Consider the following 20641-nt stretch of genomic DNA (forward strand, 5'->3'; position numbering starts at 1 on the left):
TCTTCCTTCGTGCCGGCGCCACGCGCTTCCGAAGAACGGTGGCGACCTTCGATCCCGCCCGATGGCTGCGCGCAAGCTGCGCTCCTGCGTCCATGGTGACTCCCTTTCGACGAACTACTTGGCGGCGTGCTTCAACGCCGCCTGCAGGCCTGCAGAACCCGGGCTCTTGACTTCCTTCATGACCAGGATCTGCTGCGGCGTGACCGGCTTGCCGTAGTAAGCCGCATTGAGGGAATCGCGCACGTCGATCACCGATCCATCCACCGCCAGGCCGGCGAACGCGCCCTTGACCATCGAGAAGGCGACGAAGTCGCTGCCGAGTGCGGCGCTGGCGTCCATGCCCTTCTTCCAGGCGGCGACCGAGGCATCGGCGCCGAGCTTCACCTTGCTCGCGAACACCGAGTCGAGCGCCTTCTGTGTGTGCACCAGCATCACCATTTCTGCCGATGACGCGCCGGCCTGGAATCCGAAGCTGGCGGAGCCCATCGTGTAGAAGGCCGGTCCGCTCCAGCTTCCGGTCTTTTCATCGCGCACCATCAGGACACCGGAGCCTCCCGAGCCACCGAGCACGAAGCCCGCCTTGAGAATCTGCGGGAAGATCAGCACGCCCTTGGCCTGGCCGAGGGCAGTACCGAACCCGGCGGAGAAGTCGGGGTTCTTCGCGAAGGCGTTGACCGTGGCCTGTGCCTTCTGAACAAGCGCCTTGGCGTCGGCGTCGTCGGCGGCGTGGGCCGGCAAGCCAACGAACACCGCGGCGAGGGTCAGTGTGCCGACGGCGAACGAAAAGTGTCTGCGGTTTGTGCTCATCGATATCTCCTCGGTGGTGCCGTCAGTGACGACGTTGCTGCGAACTGTCGCGGGGCCTTCTCACGTCCCGGGAAGCCATTGTGGGAAGCGGGCGCGCCGAGCACCTTGATCTGGCTCAACCCCGGCCGGCCCGCGCACGCTTCACTGCTGTTGCCTGTTGGCCTTGATGTTGCCGGCGACCCCGCCGGCAACGGCGCCGACGGCCGCACCGGTCCAGCCACTGCCGCCGGCGATGGCCGCGATGCCGGCGCCGGCCGCGGCACCGATGGCCGCGCCACTTGCCGTTCCCTGCTGCTGCGGCGTCATGTTCGTGCAGCCGATCGCGATCACGGCGGCTCCGATCGAAACGATGAGTCTGATGTGCTTCATGACTTTCTCCTCGAGGCCTAGTTCTTGAGGCCGGGCACGACCATCTCGAACCAGAGGGTTTCGATGACCGGGCGTTGCAACCGGTCCGGATGCGCGGCATACCAGCGGTCGAGTCCGATGCGCACGGTGTCGAGCGTCTGTCCCCTGAGCCCCTTGGCTGCCCTGGGAATGACGGTCTGGCTGTCAGGCGGCGCATTGCCGGCGTGGTAGGCGGTCTCTATCTGGATCACGTTGGCGACGCCGATCAGGTAGACCTTCTTCAGTTGCTCGCTGGATCGGGTCCAGTGCTCGCCCGTGATCAGGGGCACTTCCTGCGCGCGGACATGGCCGCATGCCAGCGCCGCGGCGAGGAGCAGCGGGACCATCGTCATCTGCCAACTCAGTCTCTTGGTCATCATTCACCTCCATAAGGAGTCGTTGAACGAACGCTCCGGCTCATCATTCGGTACAGCATGGCGGAGCAGCCACTGCCAGGGCCGGCAGGTCGAATCCGCCGCCCAAGGCCAGAACGAGGTTGGCGCGTTGTGCCAGCTGCTCGGACTGAACACGCAATCGCGAGGTCCGCACCGCATAGAGCGTGAGCTGACTCTGCTCGACCGCACGCAGGTCGACGGTGCCGACGCGATACTGGATCCGGGCCAGTTCCAGCGCCTCGGCACTGTCGCGAACGGTCGCCGCGAGGATGGCGTCGCGTTCGCGCAAGACCGACTCCGCGCCCAGGGCGTTCTCGACTTCGGCGAAGGCCTTCTGGCCGGCGCGCGCGTACTCGGCCACCGCCTGCTTCTGCTCGGCCGACCGGATCTCGACCTGCGCGCGCAGCGCGCCGCCCTGGTAGAGCGGCGCGATCAGGTTGGCGCCGAGGCTCCAGACCGGGCTGCTGACGTCCTTCAGGACGATCAGCTCGCTGGACACGTTGCTGCCCCCCGCCGTCAGGCTGATCCTGGGGAGCTGCGCCGCCTTGGCCTCGCCGACCCGGTCGAAGGCCGCGGCGACGCGGCGCTCCGCCGCCACCACGTCGGGCCGGCGCTCCAGCAGCTCCGACGGCATGCCCACGGGCAGCGGCGCGGGCATCGGCGACAGGCGGTCGGCGACCGCGATCTCGGCCGCCGGGTAGCGTCCGAGCAGGATTTCGAGCGAACGGCGCGCCTGCTCGCCCGCGAGCTCGACCTGCTTCAGCGTATCGCGATAGGGGCCGACATTCGCGCGTGCCTGCGCCACCGCCTGCGCGCTGCCGTTGCCGACCCGCAATCGATCGTCGGCCATCCGAAGCAGGGTCTCGGATGAGCTCAGGGCATCCTGCGCGATCACGCGCTGCATCCGGGCCTCGACCGCCAGGAACCATGCCTTGGCCACCATCGCCGCCAGCGACTGGCGCGCATACGCGTAGTCGGCCTCGGCGGCCGCCGACTGCTCGCGGGTCGCGGCCCGTCCGTAGCGCAGGCGGCCCCAGACGTCGAGCTCCAGCGATGCGTTCAGGAAGATCCCGTCCAGGCCCCCGCCGCCGCCCGATTTGCCGCCGCCCAGGCCGATCACCCCGACCGAAGGCAGCAAGGCGGCCGACGCCACCTTCACGTACCCGGCGGCCTGCTCGACCCGTGCCGCGGCCACCCTCAGGTCCGCGTTGTAGGCCAGGGCCTCGTTGACGAGCGCTGTCAGCGCAGGTTCCTCGAAGGCCGCGAGCCAGCCGTCGGCCACCGGCGCCGCGACGCCCCCGCCGGCCCTGAAGGCAGGGGGTGCCGGCGCCTGGGGCAGCACCTCCTTGTGCAGGTCGGCCGCCGTCGGCGGGGCCTTGAGTGCGCAGCCAGCCAGCGCGGCCGCCAGGGCCGTGAAGAGAATCCCTCGATGAAGCGAAGGTGTGCGCATCAGTGCAATTTCAGAACAAGGTAGTTGGCGATCGCGCCGACACGCAGGATCACCATGCGCACGATGTGGATGGCCGCCCCGTGCTCGGTGTAGATCGCGCCCTGGCCATCGGCGCCGGCGGCAAGGAACAGCTCCCTGTCTTTCTCGTCGACCAGGAGCTTGACCGGGAAGCGGCCCGGCACCTGCGGAAATGGCCCGGTCTGCGGCAGCGTGCCCGACGGAGGCACCTGGCCCTGGCCTTGCGCCCAGACGATGGAATCGACCGTGGCCCCGATGATGCGGCCCGGGTAGGTCTGGAGCGTGAACTCCGCCAGGTTGCCGGGCTCGACCAGCCGCAATTCGTTCTGGCTGTAGAGCGCGATGACCTGGTACGTCTCCTCGACGAAACTCATTGCCGGCGTCAGCGGCAGCGCCACCACGTAGGAGCCCGGCCGCAACTGGACGTTGATGGCATAGCCGTTGGCCGGCGCGAAGACGGCGGTCTGGTCGAGATTCCATTGCGCGTTCCCGAGCTCCGCGCGGCTGATGTCGACCTGCGCCTTGGCGGTCGCGAGCTGGGCGCGCGCCGCCGCGACCGACGCCTGTTCACCGTTGACCTGGCCCGAGAGTTTCTGCGTGACCTGAGCCTCGTTGGCCGCGGCCGTCGCGACCTGGCCCTGCAGGTCGGCCAGGTTGGACTCCGCCTGCTCGAGCGCGAAGCGGTCGCCGGCGCCGGTGGCCACCAGTTCCCGGTTCTGGCGGACCCGCATCCGGGCCAGCTCCAGCTTCGGCTGCAGCGACCTGACCTGACCCGTGGATGCCTTCAACTGCTCCTGCAGTTGCCGGGCGCCGGCCGAAGCGTCGACCAGGGCCGCACCGGCCTGCACGAACTTGGCCTCGTCCGCGGCCAGTTTCCCCTTGGCCGCATCGAGTTCGTTCTGGTACTGGGTCGGGTCGATCCGGAACAGCAGCTCCCCCTTCTTGACCAGCCGATTGGGCTCGACCGGCACCTCGAGCACCCGCCCCCGCACCTGGGGCACCACCTGCACCACGTACTTGATGACCCGCACATCGGCCGAGGAGGGGGCGACGACGTTGAGCGTCAGGACCAGCGCGGTCAGGGCGACGATCGGGATGATCACGACCGTGACTTGCGTCGCGGTGTTCCACGGCAGCCACTTCAGCTTGATGAAGAAGAGCCAGACGAAGAAGGCGTAGATGCCGAGCAGCAGTGCTTCCATCAGGCGCTCGCATCTCTTGCAACGGCGGCGTTGATCTCGGCCGTCTCGGCTGCCGGCATCGCCATGGTCAGCTCCTTGCGCAGCACCTTGAGTTCGGCGGTCAGCGTGCCCTTGGCAGCCATGACGTCGAGTTCGTCGCGCAGGTGCGCGATCTCATGCGCCAGCAATTCGCCCGCCCGCGCCTTGTCGGCCTGCTCGTGGAAGTAGTCCTCGTGCTTCTCGGTGCCGTACGCCACCTGGTAGCCCACCGGTTTCACGAAGGCCCAGAGCCAGGCGATCGGCCACAGCATGCCGCCGAACACCAGCGACAGCAGGCACAGGGTCTTGATGGCGTCCCGCTGGGGATGGTGCCGCTGGTGGGCGATCTTCTCCGGCATGACGTGCACCAGCCAGAACAGCACGATCCCGGCGATCGGAACCGCAAAGATGATGAACCAGGCGAGGCCGGTCGCCACGGAGCCCATCATCTCGTGCGGGAGGAACGAGGCGCTCGCTTCGAACGGCGCCGCCAGCCCGACCGCTCCAAGCAAAGCGGACAGGAGCGCCGGGCTTCGGCGGGGGAGCGTCCCTTCGGGTTCTCTTGACGCGGAATGCATGCTTTCTCCTGTGCGAGGCGAGGTCGGCCAGCGTCGTGGCGATGCAGCAAATGCTAGAGGTGTCGTGCCGCCTCCGATTGAGAAATATCAAGTGCCGACGACGAAAAAACAGCGCCGGCGATTGATCGATCTCAATTCGCACGGCGGCCGCGGCGCGGAAACTGCCGCCAGGGCGCCTCCAAGAACGCGGAAGGAGATGACATGATTCGACCCACGGCCGTCGCCGTCGTCGTGCTCGCCCTGTGCGGCTCGGCACAGGCTCAGTCCAACGAGGAACTCAAGGCCCTGCTGGAGCAGGCCATGAGGACGATCCAGGATCTGCAGGGTCGCGTGACGGTGCTGGAGCAGAAAAAGGAGCCCGCTCCGGCTCCCGCTGCCGGTGCCGCTGCGCCGGCCGTGGCGGGCGCGCCACCCGCGGCCGCCGCCTGGGCGCCGGTGGTCTCGGTGGGTACCCGCGCCGAGGATGGCGTGCCGGATGCGGACAAGGCGCGCGTCGAGTTCTACGGCCAGGCGATGCTCGACGCCATCTACGACTTCAAGCGCATGAACCCCGACTGGAACGCCACCCTGCGGCCGTCGCAGATTCCGATTATCTGCCCGGGCTCGCCGGGCTGCGGCAAGGACGGCGCGACCATCCTCAGCATCCGCCAGTCGAGCCTGGGCTTCAAGTCGTTCATTCCCACGACCTACGGACAGATCAAGACCGATCTCAGCTTCGACCTCTTCGGCTCGAACGGCAGCACGCAGGTCCACTGGCTGAACGCCTGGGCCGAGATGGGGATGTACGGCGCCGGCCAGACCTACTCGAACTTCATGGACATCGATGTGTTCCCGAACACCATCGACTACTGGGGACCGAACGGCATGGTCTTCGTGCGCAATCCGCAGCTGCGCCTCTCGCCCTACGACAAGGATGGCCTGCGCGCGGCGTTCTCTCTGGAGGCCCCCAATTCGGCGCTCGACACCGGCAGGATCAACCGGATCGACCCTGCGCTCGGCGCCAGCATCACGGGCTGGAACCGCTTGCCGGATGCGGTGGCGTCGCTCAAGTTCGAACGAGACTGGGGCCACGTCCGCTCCGCCGCCATCGTGCGCCAGGTCGGCTTCCAGAACCCGGCCGCCCCGGACGGCAACCCCTCGGGCACGGAGACCGGGTACGGCCTGAACCTCAGCGGCGCCTTCAACGCCTTCGGCAAGGATCGGCTGAGTTGGCAGCTGGTCGGCGGGCGAGCGATCGCCAGCTACATGAACGACGGCGGCGTGGACCTGGCACCAGGCTCGAACCTGCGCGCCGAGACCGTGCCGTCGGTGGGATGGCTGGTCTTCTACAACCACTACTGGAGCGACAAGTGGAGCAGCTCCATCGGCTACAGCGAACACCGCCAGAACAACACCGGCGGGCAGCTCGCCACGGCCTTCCAGAAGGGCAGCTACTCGTCGGTCAACCTGCTCTACGCGCTCGACAAGAACGTCCTGGTCGGCAGCGAGTTCATCTGGGGCCGGCTCGAGAACAAGGCCGGGCTGGCGTCGGACGACTACCGCCTGCAGTTCTCGACGAAGGTCACCTTCTGAACCCGCCCAACCCACTCCACGGACCCGCACATGCAGTTCAAGTCGACCTTCCCGATCCTGATCGCCCATCGCGATGTCGGCGCGCAGAGCGTCGCGGGCGTGCGTCTGCGGCAGATTCAGCATGAGCTCGAACAGGGCGGCTGGAAGACGATCGCGGTCAACAACGAGTCCGATGCCGGCATCGTCGCCGGTGCGCATCGCGGGCTGTCGGCGATCGTCTTCCGTGTCGATGCGACGCGGGGAGATCCGGCCGCGGGCAAGCGGCTCATCGAGCTCATGGAAGCGGTGCACCAGCGCGCATCGGGCCTGCCGATCATCGCGCTGGGCGAGACCGCCACCCTCCAGGGCAAGTCGCCGAAGGCGGTGCAGGCGCTGCGCAACCTCCACAGCATCCTCTACCTGTACGAGGACACGGTGTCCTTCCTGGCGCGCCAGATCATGCGCGCCGCCGAGGACTACCTCGAGAACCTGCTGCCGCCGTTCTTCAAGGCGCTGACGCGACATGCGGAGCGCTCGGCGTACTCGTGGCACACGCCCGGGCACGCCGGCGGGGTCGGCTTCCTGAAGACGCCGGTGGGCTACGCGCTGCACGAATTCTTCGGCGAGAACACGGTGCGCTCCGACCTGTCGATCTCGGTGCCCGAACTCGGTTCGCTGCTCGACCACACCGGGCCGGTCAAGGAGGCCGAGGCCTACGCGGCGCAGGTCTTCGGCGCCGACCACACCTATTTCGTGACCAACGGCACGTCGACCGCCAACAAGATCGTCTGGCACTCCATGGCGGGTCGCGGCGACCTGGTGATCGTCGACCGCAACTGCCACAAGTCGCTGCTGCACTCGCTGATCATGACCGGTGCGACGCCGATCTACTTCACGCCGGCACGCAACGACTACGGGATCATCGGCCCGATCGGCCTGGACCAGTTCTCGCCTGAATCGATCCGCAAGAAGATCGCCGCCAGCCCGATCGCGCGCGGCGCCAAGGGCAATGTGCGCATCGCCGTGGTCACCAACTCGACCTACGACGGCCTTTGCTACAACGCCGAAAAGATCAAGGCCGAGGTCGCCGACCAGGTCGATGCATTGCATTTCGACGAGGCCTGGTATGCCTACGCCGCTTTCCACGAGTTCTATGCCGGCCGGCACGCGATGGGCGTGCCGCGCGGCCACCCGCGGGCCGACCACACGCTGGTGTTCGCCACCCAGTCGACGCACAAGCTGCTGGCCGCGTTCTCGCAGGCCTCGATGATCCACATCCAGGAATCCGACCAGCGAAAGATCGACACGACGCGCTTCAACGATGCCTTCATGATGCACGGCTCGACCTCGCCGCACTACGGGATCATCGCCTCGCTCGACGTCAGCTCCGCCATGATGGAGGGTGCCAGCGGGCGCTCCATCGTGCAGGAGACGCATGACGAGGCGATGCACTTCCGGCATGCGCTGGCGGCGGTCGGCGAGAATTTCAAGCGCCCGGACTGGTGGTTCAAGGTCTGGCAGCCCGAGGGCCTGGATCTGGACAAGTCGCCGCAGACGCAGGACTGGGTGCTCGAGCCCAAGGCCTCCTGGCACGGCTTCGGCAACCTGGCCCGCGACTACGTGATGCTCGACCCGATCAAGGTCACGCTGCTCACCCCCGGCCTGGGCAAGGGCGCCAAGCTCGGCAAGACCGGCATTCCGGCCGCGGTGGTCAGCAAGTACCTGTGGGAGCGCGGCCTGGTGGTCGAGAAGACCGGACTCTACAGCTTCCTGATCCTGTTCTCGCTGGGCATCACGCGCGGCAAGTGGAGCACGATGGTCGACGCGCTGGCCGACTTCAAGTCCGACTACGACCGCAATGCGCCGCTGGCGAAGACGCTGCCGAGCGTCGCCGCGGCAGGCGGCCATGCGTACGCCGGCTGGGGCCTGCGAGACCTGTGCGACGCCCTGCACACCTGCTACCGCGACAACGACACCGCGATCGCCATGAACGCGATGTACACCGACCTGCCGGAACCGGCGATGAAGCCGTCCGATGCCTACGACCGGCTGGTCCACGGCGGCGTGGAGCCGGTGCCGATCGAGGCGCTGAAAGGCCGCATCGCCGCCGTGATGGTGGTTCCCTATCCGCCGGGCATCCCCCTGATCATGCCCGGCGAGCGCTTCGTGACCGACTCGATCATCGAGTACCTGAAGTTCGCGCGCGACACCGACGACCGCTTCCCCGGCTTCGAGGCGGACATCCACGGACCGCGCTACGAAGTCGACAAGGCCGGCCGCAAGCACTGGCTCGTCGATTGCGTCAAGGAATAGAAAGAGGCCCGCCATGATTCCTCGCTCCGTCAAGGCGCCGACGATCCCGATCCCGTTCCACAGGCTGCTGAAAGTGGTGGCGGTCGTCGATCGACACAGCCCGCAGACCCAGCAGCTGATCGACCACATCCGGGGCGAGAACTACGAGGTCGAGGTCTGCGACAGCTTCGGGCGGGACCTCTCCGAGGACGCATCCGTGGGCGCCTACATCGCCCTGGTCGACGGCGAGCACCGCGAGGCCGCGCGTGCGGCGGCGCTTGGGGTGCGTGCGCTGGGCTTTCGCACGCCGCTCTGGGCGCTGGCCGACTCGCATCGCATCGCCGATGTCGCCGTGTACGGCATGACGGGGGAGGTCGACGGCTACATCTACCTCGGCCAGCAGACGCCGGCCTACTATGCCAAGCAGGTGATCGCCAGCCTGGTCGACTACGGTATGTCGCTGCTGCCTCCGTTCTTCGGCGGGTTGATGGCCTACGACTCCGCGGCCAACATCGCCTTCGACTGCCCCGGGCACCAGGGCGGGCAGTTCTTCCAGAAGTCGCCGACCGGGCAGATCTTCTTCAAGTACTTCGGCGAGAGCATCTTCCGCAATGACCTGTGCAACGCCGACGTCGACCTCGGCGACCTGCTGATTCATGAAGGCGCCGCGCTGCAGGCGCAGAAGGAGGCGGCCGCGGTGTTCGGCGCCGACCGGACCTACTTCGTCCTCAACGGCACCAGCACCTCGAACAAGGTGGTGACCAACGCGGTGCTCAAGCGCGGCGACCTGGTGCTGTTCGATCGCAACAACCACAAGTCGCTGCACCAGGGCGCATTGGTCGGCGCAGGCGCCACGCCGGTCTTCCTGCCGACGGCGCGCAATGCCTTCGGCATGATCGGCGCGGTCGACTGGGAGGCCTGGGACGAGGCTGCCCTGCGCGAGCAGATCCGCAAGAACCCGCTGGTCAAGGACCCGGACCTGCACAAGGCCGAACGGCCCTTCCGCCTGGCCTGCATCCAGCTCGCCACCTACGACGGCACCATCTACAACGTGCGCCGCGTGCTCGAGAAGATCGGCCACCTGTGCGACTACGTGCTGTGGGACGAGGCCTGGATCGGCTACAACGCGTTCCACCCGCTGTTCGAGAACCACAGCCCGATGCGCCTGACCGACCTCGGTCCGCAGATGCCGGGGCTGTTTTCGACCCAGTCGGTGCACAAGCAGGGCGCCGGCTTCTCGCAGGCCTCGCAGATCCACAAGCGCGACGAGCACATCCACGGCCAGCGCCGCTACATCGAGCACAAGCGATTCAACGAGTCGTTCCTGATGCACGCCTCGACCTCGCCGTTCTACCCGCTGTTCGCATCCCTCGATGTCAATGCCCGGCTGCACGCGGGCAAGGCCGGCGAGATGCTGTGGGACCGCTGCATCGAACTCGGCATCGAGGTGCGCAAGAAGCTGCGCGAGTTCGGCCGCCACTATGCCAAGGTCGGCCGCGGTGCGCAGGAGCAGTGGTTCTTCGACCCCTTCGTGCCCGACCGCGTGACGGTGAGCCGCTCGCGCTTCGCCGCCGATGCGAACGACGTCGCCTGGGAAGACCTGCCCACCGAGCTGATCAAGCGCGAGCAGCAATGCTGGAGCTTCGACCCCGAAAGCCGCTGGCATGGCTACCTGGGCTATGCGCCCGACTATGCGATGGTCGACCCGAACAAGCTGACCTTGCTGACACCCGGCATCGACCGCGCCACGGGGGACTACCTCGACTTCGGCGTGCCGGCCACCGTGGTGGCCAATTTCCTGCGCGAGCAGCGCATCGTGCCGGAGAAGTGCGACCTCAACAGCATCCTGTTCCTGATGACGCCGGCGGAGGACGAGAGCAAGCTCAACACGCTGATCGCCAAGCTCGTCAAGTTCAAGAACCTGTGGGACGAGGACGCGCCCTTGTGCGATGTGCTGCCGACGCTGTATGCCGCGCACAGCCAGCGCTACGCCGGCTACAGCTTGCGGCAGGTGTGCAACGAGATGCATGCCTTCTATCGCACGCGCCGGGTCAAGGACCTCCAGGGCCGGTGCTTTCGCGCCGAGAGCTTCCCCGAACTCGCGATGTCGCCGAAGGACGCCTACGAGGCGCTGGTCGACAACAACGTGGACTACCTCCCGCTCGACCAGGTCAAGGGCCGCGTCTCGGCCACGCTGGCGCTGATCTATCCGCCCGGCATCGGCGTCGTGGTGCCGGGTGAGCGCTGGGACGATCGCGCGCAGCCGATGCTCGACTACTTCCTGGCCTTCGAGGAGTCGTTCAACCGCTTTCCCGGTTTCAACTACGAAGTCCAGGGCGTGTTCCAGGAGAAGGTCGACGGCCGCATCCGGTTTCACACCTACGTGGTGCGCGAGTGACTGCGCCATCTCTCAACCAAGGAGACGTCCCCATGGCGGAAAAGCAGAAGAAGATGAGCGTGACGCAGCTGACCTTCATCGTCACGGTGAACATGATGGGCTCCGGCATCATCATGCTGCCCGCCAACATGGCGCAGGTCGGTGCGATCTCGCTGCTGTCGTGGATCGTGACGGCGATCGGCTCGCTGGCCATCGCCTACGGATTCGCGCAGGCCGGGATCTTCAACCAGCGCACCGGCGGCCTGGCGGCCTATGCCGAGGATGCCTACGGCAAGGATGGCTACTTCCAGGTCTTCTTCCTGTACTTCATCTCGCTGGCCATTGCCAACGTGGCGGTCGCCAGTTCGGCGCTGGGCTACCTGGCGGCATTCTTCCCGGTGCTGTCGTCAACGCCGGCCATCAGCTGCCTGAGCGTGATTGCGCTGCTCTGGTTGACGACGGTGGCCAACTTCGGCGGCCCGAGCCTGACCGGGAAGATCGGTTCGATCACGGTGTGGGGCGTGATCCTGCCGGTCGGCTTCATCTCGGTCGCCGGCTGGATCTGGTTCAGCGGCCAGACCTTCGCCGCGGCCTGGAATCCCAAGGGCCTGAGCCTCTTCGAAGGCATGGGTTCGAGCATCTCGCTCACGCTGTGGGCCTTTCTGGGCATGGAGTCGGCCTCGCAGAACGCATCGGCCGTCGAGAACCCCAAGCGCGACGTGCCGCTGGCCTGCATGTTCGGCACGGCCGGCGCGGCGGTGGTCTACATCCTGTCGACGACCGTGATCCAGGGCATCGTGCCCAATGCCGAGCTCGCCGCGTCGACCGGCCCCTTCGGCCTGGCTTACGCGAAGATGTTCACGCCGGCGATCGGCTCGATCGTCATGGCACTCGCCGCGATGGCGTGCGTAGGTTCGTTGCTCGGCTGGCAGTTCACGCTCGCGCAGACGGCCAAGGACGCGGCCGACACGCGGATGTTCCCGGCCATCTTCGGCAAGGCCAATGCGATGGGCGCGCCGATCGCGGGCATGGTGATCATGGGCGTGCTGCAGTCGGTGATGGCGCTGTCGACCATCTCGCCCGACCTCAGCAAGCAGTTCGCGGCGCTGGTGAACCTGGCCGTCGTCACCAACGTGGTGCCCTACATCATCTCGCTTTCGGCGCTGTTCGTGATGATGCGCAATGCCAAGGTGGAGCCGGCGGTGTACCGGCGCAACGGCATCGTGGCGGTCGTCGCGATGCTGTATTCGGTCTATGCGCTCTATGCCTCGGGCAAGGATGCGGTGATGGGCGGCATGCTGGTGATGGCCATCGGCTACATCGTCTGCGGCTTCATCGCGCCGCGCTTTCGCGAGATGCGCACGACGACCGCCCGCCCGGCCTGAATCCGGACGCGAAAGGAACCCCATGACCTACCTCGATGCGCGCGACGACCACCGCTTCGCGGCGCGGCTATGCAGGGCGCTGATCGGCCCGCTGCTGTGCCTGGCCCTGGCAACGCCGGCGATGGCGGCCGGCACGCTCGACAAGGCCCGCGAGACAGGCAAGCTGACCTTCGGCTACCGCGCCGACGCGCGCCCGTTCTCCTATGCCGACGAGTCGGGCAAGCCGAACGGGTTTTCCGTCGCGCTGTGCCGCAGGATCGCCGATGCGGTGAAGGCCGAACTCAAGCTGCCCGCCTTGGAGGTCGACTTCGTGCCGGTCACGGCAGAGAACCGGTTCAATGCCGTGGAACAGGGAAAGATCGACCTGCTGTGTGGCACGGCCACGCCGACGCTCGGGCGGCGCGCGATGGTCGACTTCTCGCTCCCGATCTTCTACGCGGGCATCGGCGCGATCGTGCGCGAGGATGTGTCGCGCCGCCTGCGTGATGCGCTGGCCAACCGGCCGGACCCCACCCAGCCGATCTGGCGCGGCTCGCCGGGACTCATGACCGAGAGAGCGACGCTGGTGGTCGTCGGCGGGACCACCATCGAGCGTTCGCTGATCGACGCGCTGAAGGCGCGGCGCATCGAGGTCAGCGTGGTGCCGGCGCCCGACTACCCGACCGGCCTGCAGATGATCGTCGACCGCCGCGCCACGGCCTTGTTCGGCGACCGTCCGGTGCTGCTCGACGCAGCCCGGAACGGCTCCTCCTTCAGCGAACTCACCGTGCTCGATCGCGCCTTCACGCGGGAGCCGCTGGCGCTGGCCCTGCCCCGCGGCGACGCGCCGTTCCGGCTGGTGGTGGATCGCACCCTGAGCCGTCTGTTCCGCTCGAATGAGTTCGCAGCCTTCTACACCAGCTTCTTCGGCCAGCCCGATGCCGACACGCTCCAGTTCTTCCAGGCCTTGGCATTGCCGGAGTGACGGCGCACGTTTCCAGTCCGATCAGAGGAGACATCACATGCAAGCTCTTGGCGTTCACAGTGAAGTCGGCAAGCTGAGGACCGTGATGGTCTGCCGGCCGGGTTTGGCCCATCAGCGATTGACCCCCGGCAACGCCGCCGAACTGCTGTTCGACGACGTGCTGTGGGTCCAGGAGGCGCAGAAGGATCACTACGACTTCGTGCTCAAGATGCGCGAGCGCGGGACCGAAGTGATCGACCTGCACGAGATGCTGGCCGAGACGATGCAGGACAAGGAAGCCCGCGACTGGGTGCTCGACCGGCGCATCACCGACAACGACGTCGGCCTCGGCGTGCGCAGCGCGATCCGGCCCTGGCTGGACGAGATGGCGGCTGCGAAGCTGGCCGAACACCTGATCGGCGGCATCGCGCTGCTCGACCTGCCCAAGAGCGAGATGTCCACGATGATGATCGAGGCCTTCGGCGACACGGACTTCATCACGCCGCCGGTGCCCAACACGCTGTTCCAGCGCGACCCGTCGTGCTGGATCTACCAGGGCGTGACCTGCAACCCGATGTTCTGGCCGGCGCGCCAGCCCGAGACCCTGCTGCAGCGCGCGATCTACAAGTTCCACCCGCGATTCAAGGGCGCCGACTTCACCATCTGGTGGGGCGACTCCGATGAGTCCTTCGGCGCGGCCACGATCGAGGGCGGCGACGTGATGCCGATCGGCAAGGGCGTGGTGCTGGTCGGCATGGGAGAGCGCACCACACGCCAGGCCGTCTACCAGCTGGCCGAGCAACTGTTCAAGCAGAACGGCGCCACGCGCGTGATCGGCTGCCTGATGCCGAAGAGTCGCGCGGCGATGCACCTGGACACCGTGTTCAGCTTCTGCGACCGCGACCTGGTGACCTCCTTCAGGGAGGTCGTCGACCAGGTGCGCTGCTACAGCGCGCGCCCGGACGGCAAGGGCGGCCTCGAAGTCCGCCTCGACCCGGGCCACCTGTTCGAGGTGGTGCGGGATGCGCTCGGCCTGAAGGAGCTGCGCGTGGTGGAGACCGGCGGCAACGCCTGGCAGTCGCAGCGCGAGCAATGGGACGACGGCAACAACGTGGTCGCGCTCGAACCCGGCGTCGTCGTCGCCTATGACCGAAATCCCCACACCAACACCCTGTTGCGCAAGGCGGGGGTCGAAGTCATCACCGTGCGCGGCTCCGAACTGGGACGCGGGCGAGGCGGCGGGCATTGCATGACCTGCCCGATCTCGCGCGACCCGGCCTATTGACCCGATCTTTCCTGGAGAGAACGACATGAGCTTCAATCTTCGCAACCGCTCCCTGCTGACGGTACAGGACTACAGCCAGCGTGAATTCCGCTACCTGCTCGACCTGGCGCGCGACCTCAAGCGCGCCAAGTACGCCCGCACCGAGCAGAAGCATCTGCAGGACAAGGAAATCTGCCTGATCTTCGAAAAGACCTCGACGCGCACCCGTTGCTCGTTCGAGGTCGCGTGCCACGACCAGGGCGCGAACGTGACCTATCTCGACCCGGCGGGCTCGCAGATCGGGCACAAGGAGTCGTTCAAGGACACGGCCCGCGTGCTGGGACGCATGTACGACGCGATCGAGTACCGCGGCGCCAGCCAGGGCGGCGTCGAGACGCTCGCCAAGTACGCGGGCGTGCCGGTGTTCAACGGCCTGACCGACGAATACCACCCGACGCAGATGCTGGCCGACGTGATGACGATGCGCGAGCACTGCGACAAGCCGCTGACCGACATCAAGTACGCCTTCATGGGCGACACGCGCAACAACATGGGACATTCGCTGATGATCGTCGGCTGCCTGATGGGCATGGACGTGCGCATCTGCGGCCCGAAGACGCTGTGGCCTTCGGAGGAGTTTGCCTCGATCGCGCGCGATCTGGCGGCGCGCTACGGCGCCCGGCTGACCGTCACCGACGATCCGGCCGAAGCCGTGGCCGGCGTGGACTACATCCACACCGATGTCTGGGTGTCCATGGGCGAGCCGAAGGAGGTCTGGAAGGAACGCATCGGACTGCTGATGAAGTACCAGGTCAATGCGGCGCTGATGAAGGCCAGCGGCAATCCGAACGTCAAGTTCATGCACTGTCTGCCGGCCTTCCATGACACGGAGACCACGCTGGGCAAGCAGATCGCCGACACCTACGGCATCTCGGACGGGCTCGAAGTGACCGACGAAGTCTTCGAGTCCGAATGGAACATCGCGTTCGAGCAGGCCGAGAACCGGATGCACACCATCAAGGCCATCCTCGTTGCGACCCTGGGAGACTGATCGTGCTGATCGTCACCGCCCTGGGAGGCAACGCGCTGCTGCGGCGCGGGCAGCCGATGACCGCGGAGAACCAGCGCGAGAACGTGCGCATCGCCGCCAGATCGCTGGCGCCCGTCGCGCGCCAGCACGACCTGGTGGTCGGGCACGGCAACGGGCCGCAGGTCGGCCTGCTGGCGCTGCAGGGCTCGGCGTACGCGGCGGTCGAGACCTACCCGCTCGACGTGCTGGGCGCGGAGACCGAAGGGATGATCGGCTACATGATCGAGCAGGAACTCGGCAACCTGCTGCCCTTCGAGCGCCCGTTCGCCACGCTGCTGACCATGGTCGAGGTCGACCCGAAGGACCCGGCCTTTGCGAATCCGACCAAGTTCATCGGCCCGGTGTACGACAAGGACGAAGCCGACCGGATCGCCCTGGCGAAAGGCTGGGTCTTCAAGCAGGACGGCGACAAGTGGCGCCGCGTGGTCGCGTCCCCCGAACCCAGGCGCATCTTCGAGCTGAGGCCGATCAAGTGGCTGCTCGAGCACAACACCATCGTGATCGCTGCGGGCGGCGGCGGCATTCCGGCCGCGTACGGACCGGGGACCGAGCGCAAGCTGGCCGGCATCGAGTGCGTGATCGACAAGGACTTCGCGACCGAGCTGCTGGCGCGCGAACTGGGCGCCGACCTCTACGTGATGCTGACCGACGCCGACGCGGTCTACGTGGACTGGGGACAGCCGACCCAGCGGGCGATCCGAAGGGCCGCGCCGGAAGCGCTGGCGGCCCTGCCGTTCGCCGCCGGCTCGATGGGGCCCAAGGTCCAGGCCGCGTGCCGCTTCGTGCGGGCGACCGGCAAGCGCGCCGCCATCGGGGACCTCGCCGATCTCGGCCGCATCATCGCCGGCGAGGCGGGAACGATGGTCGCCGCGAATGTCGACGGCATCGTCTACGCGTAATCGCACGGGCCCCGGCGCTGCGGCAAGGCCGCGCGCGAGGTGCGAATGGGCGGCCCCGCCGGAGACGCCATGCTGACGGACTATCCGCTGATTGTCTTCGTGGTGTCTTTGGCGCTCCTCTTGTCCTCGGTGTGGGCAGGGGCGAGCATCTTCAGAAAGCGGTGGAAGCCCCGGGAGAGCATGCGGGAGGACTTCGGCGTCATCCAGGCCGCGGCGCTGACGCTGCTGGGACTCATCATCGGCTTCACGTTCTCGATGGCGATCAACCGCTACGACCAGCGCAAGAACCTCGAGGAAGCGGAGGCCAATGCGATCGGCACCGAGTTCCTGCGGGCCGACCTGCTGCCTGCTGCAGACGCTGCCAGGGTCCGGGCGCTGCTGGCCGACTACTTCGACCAGCGCGTGCTCTTCTACACGACCCGCGACGTCGAGCAACTCAAGCAGATCAACGCCCGCACCGCGCAGTTGCAGGCCGCCCTGTGGTCGGCGGTCGCCGTGCCGGCGGCCGCGGCGCCGTCGCCGACGATGGCCGTGGTGGTCATCGGAATGAACGACGTCCTCAACGCCCAGGGCTACACCCAGGCCGCCTGGTGGAACCGGATTCCTTCGGCCGCCTGGGCACTGATGGTGATCATCGCCGTCTGTTGCCACCTGCTCGTCGGCTATGGCGTGAAGGATCCGAGGGCGGAGCGCACCCTGCTGCTCGTCCTGCCGCTGGTGATGTCGATTTCGTTCCTTCTCATCGCGGATATCGACAGCCCGCGCGGCGGCGTGATCCGGGTGAAGCCCGACAATCTGTTGAGTATTGCGGAGACGCTACGCCCGCGTTGAGGTGCGTCAATTCCGACATCCGGCCGTGGGCGGACACTATGGATGACCTGCGTCACCCGACGGAAGGAGTTCTCATGTATCAACGCATCCTGGTCCCACTGGACGGAAGCGAGACCTCGTTGCACGGGCTGGACGAGGCCGTTCGCATGGCCTTGCGAGACGGTGCGACGCTGCGCCTCGTCCATGTTCTCAACAAGTTCAGGCGGACCACCGGCTACGCCTCGACCGCCTCGTTCTCGGAACTGCTGCCGGGCATGAAGGAAGCCGGCGAACAGCTGCTTCGGGAGGCCCGCGATCGCGCCGAACGCGGCGGCGCCAAGACCGAGACCAAGCTCCTCAGTTCGTTGACCGGCGCATTGTCGGAAATGGTCGCGGACGAGGCGGCGGACTGGCACGCCGACCTGATCGTGATCGGCACGCATGGTCGCCGAGGCATCGAGCGGATCCTGTGGGGCAGCGATGCGGAGCAGGTCCTGCGGGTCGCGAATGTACCGGTGCTGCTGGTCCAGGCACCGGGTGGAGAAGAGCCATGATCGAAGAAGACGTCGACGGCGCCGCCACCGCGGCGCGCACGCCGGTGCTGAGTCCCGTGGACCGCGTGTCGGAACTGCTGTTCGGCCTGTTCATGGCGCTTTCCTTCGTCGGCGCCGTGTCGGTGGCGGAGTCCGGGCGCGAGGACATCCGCAAGATGTTCGCCGCCGCCCTGGGATGCAACCTCGCCTGGGGCCTGGTCGACGCGGTCATGTACCTGGTGCGCACGGTCACCGACCGCGGCCGGTGGCTCTCGCTCGTGCGCTCCGTTCGCGCGACCTCGGACCCGGAAACCGGTCGCCGGCTCATCTCGGACGCCCTGTCGCGGGTCGGGGCGAAGTTCATGATGGCGGCCGAACTCGAAGCCGTTCGCGGGCGCATTCTCGCGCTGGCGTCCGTGCCGGCGCGGCCGGCTGTTCTCAAGGACGACCTGCTCGCCGCGATCGCGATCTTCCTGCTCGTGGTCGCTTCGACCTTTCCGGTGGTGCTGCCCTTCATGCTGATGCAGGACGTCGGCATCGCCAAGGCCTTGTCCCGTGCCATCGCGCTGGCGATGCTGTTCTTCGGCGGGCTGGCCCTCGGACGCTACGCGGGCTATGGAAGCTGGAGGGTCGGGTTCATCATGGCCGGGCTTGGCATCGCGCTGGTGGCCGCGATCATGGCGCTCGGAGGTTGAACCACCGGCACCGAGGGGGAGGCGTCGCGGCCGGCAGGATCCGATGCGAAGCGCAGCAAACAGTGATCCAATCGTGCCAAGGCGGATCACACGCCGCTGGAGACCCAGATGCTCGTGCGCAGTCCGCTCTATCTGCTGGAACGATTCGATCCTGGCGTGGTCCAGCTCGACAGCGAGCTTCGGGTCATCGCCATGAACAGCCTGGCCCGGCGCCTGCTGCCGGTCGAGGACAAGCAGCCGTTCGAGAAGATGGTGCTGTCTTTCCACCCCGAGCGCTCCGTGGCCAAGGTGAAGTTCCTGCTGGACCAGGCCGAGTGCCCGGTCAGCAACCCGCCGCCGATGACCATGATCATCAACATCCCGGAACGGGTGTTGCTGATCAAGGTGACCAAGCTGTCCGATCTGCACGGCGATACCACAGGCTACACGCTGATCTTCTACGACATCACCGAACAGGTGAGCGGAAATGAACCGGCGCTGGCGATGACACCGGGGAGCCCCGCTGCGGAGCATCCCGCGCCCGCCAAGCGGCAGCTGCACAAGATCCCGACCGTTTCGCAGAACCGCATCGTGCTGGTCGATGTGGAGGCGGTGACGTACATCCGCTCGGAAGGCCACTACACCTGGGTCAGCACGGCGCAGGGTTCGAGCTTCTGCAATCTCAACATCAGCGACCTGGCGGAGCGGCTCGACGGTGCGTCCTTCTTTCGCATTCATCGCAGCTACCTCGCGAACCTCGATTTCGCCGAGCAGATCCTGCGCGACGAAGGCCGGGTCAGCCTGAAGCTGCGCGGCGAATCCACGGCGCTGCCGGTGGCGCGCACCAGCGTCGCCCGGCTGCTCGAACAGCTCGGGATCGGCGAGGTCGACACCCTGAGAAACTGACCGGCAGCGCGCCGCGCCGCGGATTGGGGATAACCCGTAGCAGCGATCCGGCGCACGCCGTTCATGCGCGCAGCGCTGCCATTCGTGCGTCCCAAGCGCTCGTTCGTGCGCCGGACCCGTTCGGCGGATGCGTCTGGTTCTAAGTTCTCCAGGCACCCCCTCGACTGGAGACAAGAACGATGATCCCATCCGGATTCGACTATCACGCGCCCCGTTCGGTCGGCGACGCGATCGCACTGCTCGGGCAGTACGGCAGCGACGCCAAGCTGCTGGCCGGCGGCCACAGCCTGCTGCCGATGATGAAGCTTCGCTTCGCGCAGCCGGCGCACCTGATCGACCTGAACCGCATCGAGACGCTGCGCGGCATTCGCGAAGAGGGCGACACCATCGTGATCGGTGCCATGACGGTCGAGAACGAGTTGATCAACTCGCCTTTGCTGCAGCAGAAGCTGCCGCTGCTGCCCGAGGCCGCGAAGCAGATCGCCGACCCGCAGGTGCGCAACCGCGGCACCATCGGCGGCGACATCGCGCATGGCGACCCCGGCAACGACCACCCGGCGCTGTCGCTCGCGCTCGACGCCGTGTTCGAGCTCGAAGGGCCGAAGGGCACGCGGCGGGTGTTGGCCGACGGCTTTTTCCACGGCACCTACATGACCGACATGGCCGAGGACGAGGTGATGACCGCGATCCGCATGCCGGCCTTCGCGCCCGGCACCGGCCATGCCTACCAGAAGCTCAAGCGCAAGACCGGCGACTGGGCCACCGCGGCGGCGGCGGTGGTGCTGCGGATCGACGGCGGCAACGTGAGCCACATCCGCATTGCGCTGACCAACCTGGCGCCGACCGCCCTGCGGGCCACGGACGCCGAAGCCGCGCTGCTCGGCAAGCCGCTGACCGAAGCCGCGATCGCCGATGCCGCCGCGCGTGCGATGGCGATCTGCGACCCCGCCGAGGACCTGCGCGGCGACCGCGAATACAAGACCGCGATGGCCGGCCAGATGGTGCAGCGCGCGCTGCGCGTGGCGCTGTCGCGCTGCGCCTAGGCGCGATCAGGAAGAACCA

General features: G+C 67.1%; 19 protein-coding genes. 13 read left to right on the forward strand and 6 right to left on the reverse strand.

Annotated features, from left to right (window positions below):
* Positions 1-114: 114 nt before the first annotated feature.
* The 6 genes from AC1DYK_RS04880 to AC1DYK_RS04905 all read right to left on the reverse strand — a co-directional run bounded on the left by AC1DYK_RS04880 (position 115) and on the right by AC1DYK_RS04905 (position 4855).
* Positions 115-807 (reverse strand): lipid-binding SYLF domain-containing protein, encoded by a 693-nt coding sequence (locus tag AC1DYK_RS04880; RefSeq protein WP_478165231.1) that lies wholly within the window; start codon positions 805-807, stop codon positions 115-117.
* Positions 808-948: 141 nt separating this feature from the next.
* Complete coding sequence (locus tag AC1DYK_RS04885) at positions 949-1176, reverse strand: YMGG-like glycine zipper-containing protein (protein WP_478165232.1); 228 nt, start codon at positions 1174-1176, stop codon at positions 949-951.
* 17 nt (positions 1177-1193) lie between these two features.
* A complete protein-coding gene (locus AC1DYK_RS04890; protein ID WP_478165233.1) occupies positions 1194-1571 on the reverse strand; it encodes a hypothetical protein in 378 nt (125 codons plus the stop codon).
* Positions 1572-1614: 43 nt separating this feature from the next.
* Positions 1615-3039, reverse strand: a complete 1425-nt coding sequence (locus AC1DYK_RS04895) for a TolC family protein (RefSeq protein WP_478165234.1) — start codon at positions 3037-3039, stop codon at positions 1615-1617.
* The gene (locus tag AC1DYK_RS04900) at positions 3039-4259 is read right to left on the reverse strand and encodes an HlyD family secretion protein (protein WP_478165235.1); all 1221 of its coding nucleotides are present in this window, start codon (positions 4257-4259) and stop codon (positions 3039-3041) included. Before AC1DYK_RS04900 ends, AC1DYK_RS04895 begins: the two co-directional genes overlap by 1 nt.
* Complete coding sequence (locus tag AC1DYK_RS04905; RefSeq protein ID WP_478165236.1) at positions 4259-4855, reverse strand: DUF3302 domain-containing protein; 597 nt, start codon at positions 4853-4855, stop codon at positions 4259-4261. Before AC1DYK_RS04905 ends, AC1DYK_RS04900 begins: the two co-directional genes overlap by 1 nt.
* A 201-nt stretch (positions 4856-5056) precedes the next feature.
* Between AC1DYK_RS04905 and AC1DYK_RS04910 the strand changes: the two genes are divergently transcribed.
* The 13 genes from AC1DYK_RS04910 to AC1DYK_RS04970 all read left to right on the forward strand — a co-directional run bounded on the left by AC1DYK_RS04910 (position 5057) and on the right by AC1DYK_RS04970 (position 20622).
* Positions 5057-6427, forward strand: coding sequence for a DcaP family trimeric outer membrane transporter (locus AC1DYK_RS04910; RefSeq protein ID WP_478165237.1), 1371 nt, complete (start codon positions 5057-5059; stop codon positions 6425-6427).
* 30 nt (positions 6428-6457) lie between these two features.
* Positions 6458-8719 (forward strand): Orn/Lys/Arg family decarboxylase, encoded by a 2262-nt coding sequence (locus AC1DYK_RS04915; protein ID WP_478165238.1) that lies wholly within the window; start codon positions 6458-6460, stop codon positions 8717-8719.
* Between the two features lie 13 nt (positions 8720-8732).
* Positions 8733-11096 carry an ornithine decarboxylase gene (gene speC / locus AC1DYK_RS04920; protein ID WP_478165239.1) on the forward strand — a complete coding sequence of 788 codons (2364 nt, stop codon included), beginning with the start codon at positions 8733-8735 and terminating at the stop codon, positions 11094-11096.
* Between the two features lie 32 nt (positions 11097-11128).
* On the forward strand, positions 11129-12460 hold the full coding sequence (potE, locus tag AC1DYK_RS04925) for a putrescine-ornithine antiporter (RefSeq protein ID WP_478165240.1): 1332 nt from the start codon (positions 11129-11131) through the stop codon (positions 12458-12460).
* A gap of 22 nt (positions 12461-12482) precedes the next feature.
* On the forward strand, positions 12483-13424 hold the full coding sequence (locus AC1DYK_RS04930) for an amino acid ABC transporter substrate-binding protein (protein ID WP_478165241.1): 942 nt from the start codon (positions 12483-12485) through the stop codon (positions 13422-13424).
* 37 nt (positions 13425-13461) lie between these two features.
* Positions 13462-14688, forward strand: coding sequence for an arginine deiminase (arcA, locus tag AC1DYK_RS04935; RefSeq protein WP_478165242.1), 1227 nt, complete (start codon positions 13462-13464; stop codon positions 14686-14688).
* A gap of 25 nt (positions 14689-14713) precedes the next feature.
* The gene (locus AC1DYK_RS04940; protein ID WP_478165243.1) at positions 14714-15718 is read left to right on the forward strand and encodes an ornithine carbamoyltransferase; all 1005 of its coding nucleotides are present in this window, start codon (positions 14714-14716) and stop codon (positions 15716-15718) included.
* Positions 15718-16656 (forward strand): carbamate kinase, encoded by a 939-nt coding sequence (arcC, locus tag AC1DYK_RS04945; RefSeq protein WP_478165315.1) that lies wholly within the window; start codon positions 15718-15720, stop codon positions 16654-16656. The genes AC1DYK_RS04940 and arcC overlap by 1 nt, the downstream gene beginning before the upstream one ends.
* A 69-nt stretch (positions 16657-16725) precedes the next feature.
* Complete coding sequence (locus AC1DYK_RS04950) at positions 16726-17487, forward strand: bestrophin-like domain (RefSeq protein ID WP_478165244.1); 762 nt, start codon at positions 16726-16728, stop codon at positions 17485-17487.
* Positions 17488-17561: 74 nt separating this feature from the next.
* Positions 17562-18020: a universal stress protein gene (locus tag AC1DYK_RS04955; RefSeq protein WP_478165245.1), complete on the forward strand. Its 459-nt coding sequence runs from the start codon at positions 17562-17564 to the stop codon at positions 18018-18020.
* Positions 18017-18694, forward strand: coding sequence for a hypothetical protein (locus AC1DYK_RS04960; protein WP_478165246.1), 678 nt, complete (start codon positions 18017-18019; stop codon positions 18692-18694). Before AC1DYK_RS04955 ends, AC1DYK_RS04960 begins: the two co-directional genes overlap by 4 nt.
* A 108-nt stretch (positions 18695-18802) precedes the next feature.
* A complete protein-coding gene (locus AC1DYK_RS04965) occupies positions 18803-19579 on the forward strand; it encodes a PAS domain-containing transcriptional regulator (RefSeq protein WP_478088062.1) in 777 nt (258 codons plus the stop codon).
* Between the two features lie 179 nt (positions 19580-19758).
* Complete coding sequence (locus tag AC1DYK_RS04970; protein WP_478165247.1) at positions 19759-20622, forward strand: FAD binding domain-containing protein; 864 nt, start codon at positions 19759-19761, stop codon at positions 20620-20622.
* Positions 20623-20641: the final 19 nt, after the last annotated feature.

Source organism: Variovorax sp. P2_H12 (genome assembly GCF_056403395.1).